This is a genomic window from Streptomyces sp. RLA131 (assembly GCF_056270125.1).
This window is the reverse complement of the sequence record NZ_JBWDOQ010000002.1, coordinates 114,176-127,720: the sequence shown is the minus strand read 5'-3', so window position 1 is coordinate 127,720 and position 13,545 is coordinate 114,176. Positions and strand designations below refer to the sequence as shown.

Below are 13,545 nucleotides of genomic sequence, written 5' to 3'. Positions count from 1 at the left end.
ACGGGTGAGCTGTGGTGGGCGACCCCCTTAGCGGGGCTCCAGTGAATTGAGCCGCGGCTCGGCGTGCAGGGCGGCCAGGGCGGCCTGCGGGCTGTTCGGGAAGGTGAGCTGCCGGGTCAACCGCTGGGCGAGCACGCGGCGGGGCGTCAGTCGGAAGCGACTGTCCCGCAGCAGTTCGCGAAGGGGGCCCGCGGCCTGTTGGAAGTCGTCTGTCATACGGGACTCGGTCACCATTGCCCTGGTGCGGTCGCGGCGCCGCCGTTCGTAGACGCGCAGGGCCGACACCAGGTCGTCGCCCGTCGCGGACTCGGCGAGTGCGCCTGCCAGCACGACGGCGTCCTCGATAGCCATGCCGGCTCCCTGGGCGAGCGTGGTCAGCATGGGGTGAGCCGCATCGCCCAGCAGGGTGACGGGGCCGTCGCCCCACCGTTCCAGGAAGGCCCGGTCACGCGAGGGCACGGTAAGGATGGCCTCCGCTGGTGTGGCCTCGATCACCGCCCGTACTTCCTCGGCCCAGTCCGCGTATGCCCGTTCGAGGGCGGCCTTGACGCGGTCGGCGGTGGGTGCGTCGACGGGCGCGCTCATATTCGCCCACCAGTAGCAGCGGCCGTGGCCGATGTCGATGAGGGCGAAACGCTGTCCGCTGCCCCAGTACTGGCGGACGGCGCCCAGGGGAAGGAGTGGGTGGCGGAAGGGCACGATGCCGAGCTGGAAGTGGTAGCCGCTGTCCCGGGCCGTCTCGGGGCCCACGAAGTGGCGCCGTACGGCCGAGTTGAACCCGTCGGCACCGATCAGGATGTCCCCGCTTGCCGAACGGCCGTCCGCGAAGCGAACGGTGACGCCTGCGTCGCCGGTCTCGAAGCCGATGGCGGTCGCCCCCGTGTGGAGCGGGCAGTCTGCGGCCTCGACCATCAGGGCCTGTTGGAGGTCTGCGCGGCTCAAGCAGAAGCTGCGGGCACCCGCCCGGTCGCAGGCTTCCTCGAACGGCAGGTCCCTGATCCGTCGGCCGTGCCGGTCCGTGATCGTGAACGACTTCACGGCCTGGCCGCGCTTGTCCAGACCGAGGTCGATGTCGAGGGCGGCCAAGGCGGTGACGGCGTTGCTCATGACGGCCAGAGCGGAGCCGGACTCGCGCAGTTCAGTGGCGCGCTCGTAGACCTCGACGTGGATGCCGACCCGTCTCAGGGCGACAGCACAGGTCAGGCCGCCGATACCGGCGCCGATGACAAGGGCTTTCACTGGACGTCCCAATGACATCGGATCAGCCTTCCCGGACGGGTCGGGTGGAGCCGGTCCTGATCGGATCGGCGACGGTGGCGGCCGCATGTGCCACGTACGGTTCCTCCATGAGCGTCAGGCGGTCGCCCGGGACGCGGACGACGTGAATTCGGCCGCGGGTCCGGGGCTCCGGCCGTTGACCGGGCAGCTTTGCCGGTGGCTGTCCAGCCGCTGTGCATCAGAGTGAGGACACTGCTGAGCGGCTCCGCGGCGTGGATCGGCGCGAGGTCCGGCTTCTCGTGCGAGAGATGCCGGATGAGCGCTGTCCGCCGACTGGATGCCCAGCTCCGTACTCAGTCTCTCTACGGAAGTCCGCAGGTGCTGCGTCAAGGTCGTCCGAACCTTTCCCCGGCGGCCCTTGAGCCGCTCCCTACGGTGACGGGTGTGCTTGGGACGGCGAGTTCCCCTCACCGCAGAAAGGGGTGACAGCTGGCGTCACTGAGTGTCGCAAGTGAAACGAGTCCCGAGGAAGTGGAGGAGAAGGGCCTTCACTCCTTCAGCCGCAGGCGCTTCACCGGATCGGCGGAACCGCACCGGGCGACCGGTGGCCCTGCCGGTAACCGTGCCGACTGCCCGCGCTACCGGCCACGGGCGGCGGCTTCCTTCCGGCTTCTCCGTCGCCACCGTTACGTGACCGCTCCGTCGCACTTCGCCCGGAGTGACCGCTCGACTCCCGCCAGCGGATCACCAGGCGCGGGTGCGAGTCCGAAGGGGTGAAAAGCGGGACCCGCACGCCGCGCCAAGTTGCCCTGCGTAATCGAGCCGCACATTGTTTTTATAGTTTTGCCCCCTTCGTCCCCAAGGAGGACGCGTGACGACCACAGCGCAGGACGTCATCACAGTCAAACTCGAACGTACATTCGAGACGATGGATGCCAACCACGACGGCTACGTGGACTGGACGGACTATCAGAAGCTCGCCGACCGTTACATCCAGGCTTACCGGCTCGACAAGAACGACCGACGGGCCAGGGCGCTCCAGACCTTCTGCCAGATCTACTGGCTGGAGCTGCTGCGTCACGCGGGCGTGGACGCGGACCGGCTCACGAAGGACCAGTTCGTCACGGCCAACCGCCTCGCGGTCATCGACACCAGTCGACTCAACGTGACCGAGGGCGGCGGACACGCGATCTTCGACGTCATCGACGTCGACGGCGACAACGAGATCAGCAAGGACGAGTTCGCCCGCTTCCTGAAGGACGTGTGGAAAAGCGACGCGCCCGAAGCGATGGACGCGTTCGCCAAGCTGGACACCGATGGGGACGGCGTGATCTCGCGCCAGGAATTCATCCGCTCGGTGCGCGAGCACTTCCTCTCGAACGACCCGGACGCGCCGGGCAGCCTGTTCTTCGGGCGCATCTGAGCGGCTCCACGCGAGCCGGCACTGCAACCGCACCTCTGGCACACGCTCCGGGCGCAGGTTACTGCGCCGACCGGCAGCGGCACCCCGAGTGCGGTTGCAGTGTTTTGGTGACGGACGCGGTCGCGACGCTTCATCCGCGAAGGCCTGCCGAACGCTCACCGGCCGCCGGTTGCGGCATGTTCGTTCCCGCGACCGGGTGACACCCGTGCCTCCAAAGAGGTGAAGTCGCGGCTCATCCGTTCCGTCTGTATCGCCTTGCTTGTAGATCTTGCTTGTAGATATGACGCGCTTGTCGTCCCCCCTTCTCGCCGCAGGACCAGTGGTGCGGGCTGTTCGTCCCGTCCGCAACCACGCAAGCGGTCGAAGAACCGTGAAAGGTCGCCTCATGCTGACTCAACACCCCCACACGTCCAGCGAAGTGGGGTCCTTCTACAACCGTCACACGGATGTGTACGACCAGGCGCTCGGCGGCAACATCCATGTCGGATACTGGGACGACGACGCGGATGGCAGCCCCATGCGGGCGGCGACCGACCGGCTGACGGACCTCGTCGCCGAACGCGTCGCCCCGGCCGAGGGCCACCACCTGCTCGACGTGGGCTGTGGGCACGGCAGCACCGCGATGCGCATCATCGCGCACCACTCCGTACGGATCACCGGCGTCAGCGTCAGCGACTACCAGGTGGATGTGGCCAACAACCGCTCGCAGTCGTCGGAGCTTCCCGGACGGGCTACGTTCCGGCTGGCCGACGCCATGGAACTCCCCTTCCCGGACGAGTCCTTCGACGGTGCGTACGCCATCGAGTCCTTGATGCACATGAAGGACAAGGAGGCGGCCCTCGGCCACATCGCGCGGGTCCTGCGTCCGGGGGGACGGCTGGTCATCGCCGAGCACCATCTCGAGGGCGAACTCGACGGCCCGGACGCCGCCCGCATGGCCGACGCGTACGCGTTCTTCAAGATCTCACTGACCACCGACAGGTACGAGGCGCTGCTCCGGGAGGCCGGACTGAAGGTGGTGGACTACACCGACACCACCGAGAACGTCCGCCGTTCCTACGACAGCATGGTCGACGCCTGGCGTGAGGCCGCGCGCAGCGAACCCGACGGCGAGAAGGCACGCGAGATGGAGAAAGCGGCCGACCTGGGCGGATGGATCTTCGGCGTGACCCCGCAGCTCCGCTACGGACTCCTCACCGCCGTTCGCCCCTGAGTCCCCTCTAGCGCCGTCGAGGTCCTGAGCCATGTCCTCCCCACCCCTCCGGAACCGCTGTCCCTACCGCCTGGACGCCGGCGCCGCCGACGTCCACGGCGAAGCCGCGGCACTGCGGGCCCTGGGGCCCGCCGGCCGGGTCGAGCTGCCCGGCGGCGTGCCGGCGTGGTCGGTGACCGACCCGGGCCTCGTCCGCCGACTGCTGGTCCACCCCCGGATCTCCAAGGACGCCCACCGCCACTGGCCCGCCTTCCTTAACGGCGATCTCCCCGCCGACTGGCCGCTGAGGGTCTGGATGGACATCCGCACCGTCCAGACCGCCTACGGGGCCGACCACGGCCGGATGCGCCGTCCGCTGGTCCCTGCGTTCTCCGCCCGCCGCGTACGCGCCCTCGCACCGCAGATCGAGGAGACCACCGCCGCGCTCCTGGACGACCTCGCGGGGGCGGCCGCCGCCGCCCCCAACGGGGTCGCGGACCTGCGGACGTACTTCGCCTCGCGACTGCCGTGGCTGACGGTCACGGCGCTGGTCGGCGTACCAGAGGTCATGCACGACCGCTTCCAGGCCATCAACGACAGCGTGTTCACCACCGATCTGACCGCGGAGCAGGCAGCCGCGAACTCGGCCGAGGCCACGCTGCTCCTGAGGGAACTGCTCGCGCTCAAGACCGAGCATCCCGGCGACGACATCGCCAGCGCCCTGGTCAAGGCTCACCGCGAGGGCCTGCTCGACGAGCGCGAGCTGGCCGACAACGTCTGGATGGTGCTCGGCGCCGGCTACGGGACCACGGCGAGCCTGCTGGACCACGCCGTGGTCAACCTGCTGACGCATCCGGACCAGCTGGACCTGGCCATCTCGGGCCGGGTCGGCTGGGACCAGGTCGTGGAGGAGACCCTGCGCCACCAGGCTCCCGTGGCCAACTTCATGATGCGCTTCCCCACCGAGGACCTGTACGACGAGGCGACCGGGCTTACCTTCGCGCGGGGCGACGCCATCGTCATCAACTACGCCGCGGCCGGCCGCGATCCCGGGGTGCACGGCGCGGACGCCGACCTCTTCGACATCACCCGTGCCACCGCCCGCGAGCACCTGGCCTTCAGCCACGGCCCCAACTACTGCCTGGGCGCCGAACTTGCCCGTCTCGAAGGCCGCATCGCGCTTCCCGCGCTCTTCTCCCGGTTCCCCGCACTCGAACTCGCCGCCGGACCCGATCGTCTGACCCCGCTGCCCTCCCTCATCTTCAACGGGCACCGGGAGATCCCCGTCCGGCTCGAAGGAAACCCCACCAGGTGAGCATGAACCACCAAGCGCCGCATCCGTTGACGACGTTTCAGCGAGACGTGTGGTCCGTCGGCTCCCGAGCCCCGGAATCACCCCAGTTCAACTGTGTCCTCCACGAACGTCTGTACGGCGGTGTCGACCACGACAGGCTCGTCGCCTGCGTGGAACGGGCGCTGGACCGCCACGAGACGTTCCGGCTGCGGTTCGCCGACAATGCCGGTGTTCCCCTCCAACGTGTGGCGCAGAAGCGCGTTCCGGTCACCGTGGTCGACCTCTCGCACGAACCCGGGCCGGACACCGCCTGCGCCCAGTGGATGCGCAGATCGCTGGCCGACGCCCTGCCCCTCACCGGCGGCCCCCTGGTCGAGGCCACGCTCCTCCGGGAAAGTCCGGACATCACGCACCTGCACATCAAGGCGCATCACATCGTCGCCGACGGCTGGACCCTCGACCGGTTGAGCCACGAGATCCTCCAGGACTACGTACGCGCGCCGCACGACGGTCCACGGCCCGACACCCCTGAGACGCCCTCCTACCTGGCGTTCGTCGAGGAGGACGCCGCCCACCACACCGGTGCGGACGGCGACCGCGACCGCACCTTCTACCGGGACTACCTGCGCGGCGTGGCACCCGCGCTCTTCCCCCGTACGACGGACAGCGACCCGCGTGAACGCGGCCGCCACTCCTTCGTGATCGACGGTGCCCTCATCGGCCGGGTCCGTGCCGCGGGCTACTGGCCGTTCACCTACATCGCGGCGATGCTCGGCACGTACCTGACGCGCCTGCACAGGAGCGAGGAGGTCGTCCTCGGCGTCCCCTACCTCAACCGCCCGACGGAGCGGCACAGAGCCGTACTCGGCCAGTTCGCCAACACCCTGCCGCTGCGGGTCGCGGCACCCGCCGGGCGGACCGTCCGGGACCTGCTCACCGGAATCCAGGGCACGACCGGCGCGCTCCGGCGTCATGAGCGGCTCGCGCTCGGCGACATCCTGCGGGAAGCACCCGCAGCGGCCAAGGGCACACGGCAGCTCTTCGACGTGACGCTCTCCTCCATGAACTGGTCCCGGCCGGAAATCCCGGGAGTCGTGCGGCAGAGCACCCTGATGGCCCCCTCACACGACCAGGACGCACTGGGCGTCCTGGTGTCCTCCTTCGACGACACGACCGATATCCGTGTCGACCTGGACTACGCCCGCGATGTCTTCGACGAGGACCTTCCCATCGCCTCCGTGGTCGGCCACCTCACGACGCTCCTGGAGCACGGTCTGGACCTGTTGGACCAGCCCGTGTCCGACGTTCCCATGCTGTCCCCGGTCGAATACCGGGACCTCACCGCCGGGCGTGCCCATGGCCCGCGGGTGCCCTATGCGGATCAGGCCACCCTGCACGGACTGTTCGAGGCACGGGCCGCACTCCGACCGGACCGGACCGCCGTCATCGCGGCGTCCGGGAAGACGCTGACCTACGCCGAACTCGACGAGCGGGCCAACCGTGTCGCGCGGGCCCTGCGATCGGACGGCATCGGGCCGGACGACCGGGTCGCGGTGATGATGGAGCGGGGGCCGCAGTTGCTGATCGCGCTGCTCGGCATCCTGAAGTCCGGCGGCGCCTACGTACCGGTGGACCCGGGCTACCCGGCCGAGCGGGTGGGCTTCCTGCTGCGTGACAGCCGCGCCAAGGTGGTGATCGTCGATGACGACGCTCCGGCCGGCCTTCCCGCAGACGCGACGGCGCGGCGTATCGGCGCCCTGCTGACCAGCAGCAGCGCCCCGCTCGATCCGCTCGCCACCTCCCGTGACGTCGCGTACGTCATCTACACCTCCGGCTCGACCGGACAGCCCAAGGGCGTCATGGTCGAGCACCACAGCGTGGTCAACCGCCTCGCGTGGATGCAGCGCCGTTACCCTCTCGGGGAACGGGACGTCCTCCTGCAAAAAACGCCGGTCTCCTTCGACGTCTCCGTCTGGGAGCTGTTCTGGTGGGCCGTCGAGGGCGCCGCCGTGGCCCTGTTGCCGCCCGGCGGCCAGCGGGACCCGCGTGAGGTCCTGCGGGCCATCCGCGAGCACGGGGTCACCGCCGTGCACTTCGTCCCCTCGATGCTCGGCCCCTTCCTCGACCTGCTGGAGGAGTCGGCGACGGCACGCGAGGGCATCGGAACCCTGCGGTACGTCTTCTGCAGCGGCGAGGCCCTGCCCGGTTCGCGGGTCGAGCAGTTCAACCGCTTGGCCGACCGGTGCCGTCGTGGGAGCGACACCGAGCAGCCGGTACGGCTCGTGAACCTGTACGGCCCGACCGAGGCCACGGTCGACGTCTCGTTCTACGACTGTCCGGGCGACACCGCGCACGACATCGCACGAGTGCCCATCGGCCGGCCGATCGACAACACCAGGCTGTACGTACTGGGCGCCGACGACCTGCCCCAACCCGTCGGTGTCGCCGGGGAGCTGTGCATCGGCGGAGCCGGCGTCGCCCGCGGGTATCTCGACCGCCCCGAGCTGACCGCCGAAAGATTCGGCGCCGACCCGTTCGTGCCGGGCGGCCGCCTCTACCGCAGCGGGGACCTGGCCCGGTGGCTCGCGGACGGCACCCTGGAGTACCTCGGACGGATCGACGGCCAAGTCAAGATCCGGGGCAACCGCGTGGAGCCCGACGAGGTGGCTGCGGCCCTGCGCGCGGTCACCGGTGTACGGGACGCCATCGTGGTGGGCCGTACCACCCCCGACCGGGGAACCGTCCTGGTCGGCTACTACGTCGCCGAAGCCCCGATCGACACGGCACTGCTGCGCGAACGGCTCGGGCAGACGCTGCCGGCGTTCATGGTCCCGGCCTCCTTCACCTGGATCGACCGTATTCCGCTGACCCCCAACGGCAAGGCCGACCGCGACGCGCTGCCACCCCCGCACGACGCCCCGAAGGCCACTGCGGACGGGCAGCCGCGCAACCCTGCCGAGGCCGTCCTTGCCGAGGTCTGGGCCCGCGTCCTGGGCCATGACGCCGTAGGGGTGCACGACGACTACTTCGCCCTCGGCGGCGACTCGATCACGATGCTCAGGGTGCGGGCCGAAGCGGAAACCCGGGGCCTGCGCTTCTCGCTCACCGACCTCCTCCGCAACCCGACGGTGGCCGGCCTCGCCGCGTGCGCCGAGAAGTGCGAAGCACCGGAGACCGGGGCCGTCCCGCGCCCGTTCGCCCTGGTGGCCGACGTGGACCGGGCCCGCCTGCGGGACGCCACCGACGCCTACCCGCTGACCCGTCTCCAGCTCGGCATGCTGTACCACAGTCGCAGGCACGAAACCTCGGCCAAGTACCAGGACGTCTTCCGGTACACCCTGGAGATGCCCTGGAACGAGGAGGAGTTCCGTCGTGCCTACGACCGGCTGACGGTACGGCATCCGGCGCTGCGCTCGGCGTTCGAACTGGCCGGCGCCGAACCGCTGCAGGTCGTCCACCCCCAGGTGCACGGCGGCCTGGAGATCGCCGACCTGCGTCCGCTCGACAGCGAGGCGGCCGAGGCCGAGGTACGCGCGCACATCGAGGCACGCCGCCACTATCCCTACGTGTTCGACCGGCCGCCGCTGTACCTGTTCCGCGCCCATGTGCGGCCCGCCACCGTCGACCTGGTCCTCAGCTTCCACCACGCGCTCCTCGACGGCGGCAGCGTCGCCACCCTGCTCCAGGAGCTGCTCCAGGACTACGCCCACGGCCTCGGCCTGGACACCGGCCCCGTCCAGGGCGCGGCGCCTCCCTCATCAGCGGCCTACGTACGGCTGGAGCAGAGCGCCCTGCGGTCGCGGGAGGACCGGCGCTACTGGCGGGAAAAGCTCGCCGGTTGCGAGCCGCTGCCCGTCGAGGCGTTCTCGCCCCACCTGCCCGGTACCGGCAACCAGCCGGCCTCCCGGCGGGTCGACCTGCCCAGCCCCCTCGTCGAGCGCGTCCGGCACTTCGCAGCCGAACACACGCTGCCCGTGAAGTCCGTACTCTTCGCAGCGCACGCCCTGACGCTGGCCATGCTCGCCGGCACCCGTGACGTGACCACCGGCCTGATCACCCACGGCCGGCCCGAAGTGGCCGGAGCCGAGCGCATCGTCGGTCTCTTCCTCAACACCGTGCCCGTGCGCCTGGACACCGCACGGGACAGCTGGCTGGAGGTGGCGCGCGAAGGTTTCCGCCAGGAGCAGGACGGCCATCCCCACCGCCGCTACCCGCTGAGCGCCATCCAGGAGGACCACGGTGGGCCCGTCCTGGACACGGCCTTCAACTACGTGCACTTCCATCAGCTGTCCGATGTCCTGGGGCTGCCCGGTCTGCGGCTCGAGGAGTTCCGCAGCTGGGAGGAGAACGACTTCCGTCTCCTGGTGAACGCGGTCACCGAGCCGGACGGTAGCGGCATGTGGCTGCGCCTCGACTGCGACGGTGCGACGTTCCCGGCCGAGCTGGGCAACCTCTTCGCGGCCCGCTACCTGAGCATCCTGCGCCGCATGGTGGAAAGGCCGCACGCCACAGCGGACTTCGCCTTCCTCGCCTCCCGTCCCGTCCTCGCCTCCCCCACGGAGCACCCCACGGTCGTCGCGCGCTTCGCCGAACAGGCCGCGCGCACCCCGGACACGACTGCCGTGGTGATGGGCGAGGAGCGGTGGAGCTACGCACGACTGGCCGAGGCCGTCGAGAACGTGGCCGGGCGGCTGTGCGCGCTCGGCGCCCCGCCGAACGCCCGGATCGGGATCGCCATGAACCGGTCCCCACTGACCATGGCGGTGCTCCTGGGTGTCATGCGGGCCGGCTGCGCGATCGCCCCGATGGACGTCAGCTACCCCGCCCCGCGGCTGGCCACGATGGTCGAGCAGGCCCGCCCCTTCCGCGTCGTGGCCGAGTCTGCGCACGCCCACCTCGCAGGCGATCCGGCGCTGCTGCTGCCCGCCGAGTCGGTGGCCGCGCCCGCGCCGGTGTGCCCGGCGCGGGGCGGGACCGACGCGGAGAGCACCGCCTACGTCCTGTTCACCTCGGGCTCCACCGGGACCCCCAAAGGCGTCGCCATGCCGCACCGCACCCTGGCCGCCCTGGTGGCCTGGCAGGCGGGGGCGCCCAGCGCGGCCGCGGGCGGTGCGACTCTGCAGTACGCCCCGCTGAGCTTCGACATCTCCTTCCAGGAGATCTTCTCCACGCTGTGCTCCGGCGGCACCCTGTGCCTGGCCGGCGACGCGGAGCGGCGCGACATGCGCGCACTGCTGCGCCTGCTCGACCGAGACCGTGTCGAGCAGGTCTTTCTCCCCCCGGTGGCCCTGCAGCAACTGGCCGAAGCCGCCGGCACGCTGGGCATCACCCCGCGGACCTTGCGGGTGATGATCACCTGTGGTGAGCAGCTGCGCGTCACGCCGGAGATCCGTGCGTTGTGCGCCGACCTCCCGGGAGCCGTGCTGGAGAACCAGTACGGTCCGACCGAGACTCATGTGGTGACGGCGTTCACCATGACCGGTGACCCGGCGGCCTTCCCCGCGCTCCCGCCGATCGGCCGCGCCATCGACGGCGCCGAAGTGCACGTCCTGGACAAGCGGATGCGTCCGGTGCCGACTGGGGCGCGGGGCGACATCTATCTGGGCGGCGGTTGCCTGGCCGACGGCTACGAGGGCCGCCCGGACCTGACCAAGGAGCGTTTCCTCCCGCATCCCTTCACGGACGCGGATCGCAGGCTCTACTACACGGGCGACGTCGGCATGGTGCTTCCCGGCGGAGATGTGGTCTTCCTCGGACGCGACGACGCACAGGTCAAGGTACGGGGCTTTCGCGTAGAGCCGGCGGAGGTGGAACTGGCCGTCACCGGCCTGGCCGAGCGGTACCCGGGCCTGCGTGACGCCGCGGTCGTGGCGCGTCGGCGTACGGACGGCGAGGCGTTCCTCGCCGCGTTCCTCCTCGGAGAGGGCACGGACGAGGACCTGGCCGGCGTCCGTGAGCGGTTGCGTGCCGCCCTGCCCGATTACATGGTCCCCTCGCACCTGCAATGGGTCTCCCAGTGGCCCCTGACCCCCAGCGGCAAACGCGACGACGCCGCGCTGCGCCGCGCGCCGATGACCCTCCCCGGTCGTGCCTCCGGCACCGGTCCGCGCGACGCGTACGAGCGGACCGTGTCCGAGATGGTGGCGGACGTGTTGTCCCTGGACGCGGTGGGGGTGCACGACAGCCTCTTCGACCTCGGCGGCACCTCCCTGACGGCGATGCGGCTGGTGGTCCGGATCGAACAGCGTTACCGGGTGCACATCCCCCTGGCGAAGTTCATCGCGGCACCCACCCCCGCCGGAATCGCGGCACGGCTGCGCGACGGCGGTGCGAGAGCCACGTTCGACCCCTTGGTGCCGATCCGCCCGCAGGGCACCCGCCCGCCGCTGTTCATGGTCCACCCCATGGGCGGCAACGTGCTGTGCTACGTCGCTTTCGCCCGGCACCTCCCGGACGACCAGCCGCTGTACGCGCTCCAGGCCGCTGGAGCCGAGCCCGGCACCACACCGCTGTGCACCGTGGAGGACCTGGCGGACAGCTACCTCGCCGTGTTGCGGAAGGCTCAGCCACACGGTCCTTATGCGATCGGGGGATGGTCCTTCGGCGGCTTCGTCGCCTTCGAGATCGCCCGTCGGCTGCGGGCAGCGGGCGAGCAGGCCGCCCTGCTGGTGCTGGACACCACCGCGCTGGACCAGGGGCCGCGTGAGGCGTACGACGACGGCCTACTGGAGTGGTTCTTCCATGAGCTGCTCTGGCCCCGGGACGGCGGCGAGGCACCGGGACGGGACCTCCAGGACGGACTCGCCTCGCCGGAGGAGAAGTTCGCCTTCATGGCCCGCGTCGCGAGCGAGCGCGGCGTCCTGCCGGCCGGCAGCTCCGGCGCCGTGATCCGCCGCCTGTTCGGCGTCTATCGGGCGAACTGGCAGGCAACGCTGGCCTACCGGCCCCCACGCGAGGACCAGGACCTCACGCTGATCCGCGCCACTGAGCCGCTGCCCGCCGTCCTGTCCGCCATGCACCAGGCGGCCCGAACACGCCACCAGGATCCGTGCAACGGCTGGAGCGCCATGACCCGTGGCCGGGTTCACGTCGTCCGCGTCCCCGGCGACCACCTGACGCTCATGGAGGAACCGTACGTGGCACACGTGGCCGGCACCGTCGCCGATCTGATCAGGACCGACTTCGTCCGAACCGGCCGGAAGAGATGACCCGATGCGGTTGGGACGGCGTCCGACGCCGGCCGTTACGAGTTCGCCGATCAGGTGATCCCGGAGCCGCGCGAAACGGCGACTCCGTGACGGCTCTGTCCGCGCCGTGCCGGTCGCCCTCTCCGAGGAGCCGTAGAGCCTGTCGCGCGCCACTGGCGTCTTCCGGTAACCCCGACGAGCCGCTGCCCCCGATCGCACAGTTGCCGGAGCCGCATACGTCCTGGACCGTGCGGATTTCCGCATGGTTTCGCCCCTCGAACCCAATGGCCGTCTCCCACCCATCGGAAGGTCCACGCTGCGATGACCGACACTCTGATCCACACGCTGACGCGACGCCGTGTCCTGCCCGCCGGTGAGAACGGCTCGCTGTGGGAGGCACGACCCGCGTGCGGACTCTTCGAGTTCCGCGGCAGGCGCCTGCAGCTTACGGTGGAAGACCCCGCCGAGGTCTTGTTCCCGACAGACTGCGGGCTGAGCCTGATCGCCGCCCTCAACGGTGACAACACTCCCGACCTGAACGGCGTCAAGGCACTGGACATCGGGTCCGGTTCCGGTCTCTACAGCGTCGCCCTGCTCGCAGCCGGCGCCGAGCGGGTGACCGCTCTGGACATCAACCCCGCTTCCGCCGCCCAGACCGTGGCCAACGTGGTGGCCAACGGTCTCGACGCCACACGGTTGACCTGTGTCACCTCGCCGCTGGGGGACTACACACCGGACGAGCGGTTCGACCTGGTGATCACGAATCCGCCGCACCTGCCCTACGACCCGAGTTACAGCAGGGACGACGGGCTGGAAACCGCCCTCGTCGCCCGGAGCGGAGGCCGCGCGGTGTACGACTCCGTCGTCGAGCGCATGGACACGCTCCTCGCACCGGGCGGCACCCTGCTCATGGCACACTCCTCGCTCGCCGACATTCCCCGGACCGTCACGGCCCTCACCGGGCGTGGCTATACGAGCGACACGCTCGAAATCTTCGAGATGGACATTCCGCTCCTGGCGTACGCCGAGCACAAGGACACCATGCTGAGCCTACTGAAGGAACAGCGAGCAGCGGGCCGGGCGGAATTCGACGGATCGCGCTTCACGGTGCACGCCCTGATGTTCCGGCGGCCCCTCGAACGCCACTGACCGCTGACGTTCTTCCGCGCAGTCCGACGACATCGGAACGGAGCGGCCGTTGGCTTCCTCGGCGACCCCGTCCGGACGACCA

The 13,545-nt window shown here is 70.2% G+C and carries 6 protein-coding genes; 5 read left to right on the top strand and 1 reads right to left on the bottom strand.

All coding sequences use genetic code 11. The annotated features are described in order from the left end of the window. Positions 1-27: 27 nt before the first annotated feature. The gene (locus tag RWE79_RS01335; RefSeq protein ID WP_475938141.1) at positions 28-1,239 is read right to left on the bottom strand and encodes an FAD-dependent monooxygenase; all 1,212 of its coding nucleotides are present in this window, start codon (positions 1,237-1,239) and stop codon (positions 28-30) included. A gap of 850 nt (positions 1,240-2,089) precedes the next feature. Between RWE79_RS01335 and RWE79_RS01330 the strand changes: the two genes are divergently transcribed. The 5 genes from RWE79_RS01330 to RWE79_RS01310 all read left to right on the top strand — a co-directional run bounded on the left by RWE79_RS01330 (position 2,090) and on the right by RWE79_RS01310 (position 13,463). After that, positions 2,090-2,641, top strand: a complete 552-nt coding sequence (locus tag RWE79_RS01330) for an EF-hand domain-containing protein (RefSeq protein WP_475938140.1) — start codon at positions 2,090-2,092, stop codon at positions 2,639-2,641. Between the two features lie 385 nt (positions 2,642-3,026). Further along, entirely contained in the window at positions 3,027-3,854 is an 828-nt protein-coding gene (locus RWE79_RS01325; RefSeq protein WP_475938139.1) for a methyltransferase domain-containing protein, read from the top strand. A 31-nt stretch (positions 3,855-3,885) separates the two neighbouring features. Then, positions 3,886-5,148, top strand: coding sequence for a cytochrome P450 family protein (locus RWE79_RS01320; RefSeq protein ID WP_475938138.1), 1,263 nt, complete (start codon positions 3,886-3,888; stop codon positions 5,146-5,148). A gap of 2 nt (positions 5,149-5,150) precedes the next feature. Beyond that, a complete protein-coding gene (locus tag RWE79_RS01315) occupies positions 5,151-12,335 on the top strand; it encodes an amino acid adenylation domain-containing protein (RefSeq protein ID WP_475938137.1) in 7,185 nt (2,394 codons plus the stop codon). Between the two features lie 300 nt (positions 12,336-12,635). Beyond that, the gene (locus tag RWE79_RS01310) at positions 12,636-13,463 is read left to right on the top strand and encodes a methyltransferase (RefSeq protein WP_475938136.1); all 828 of its coding nucleotides are present in this window, start codon (positions 12,636-12,638) and stop codon (positions 13,461-13,463) included. Positions 13,464-13,545 lie beyond the last annotated feature (82 nt).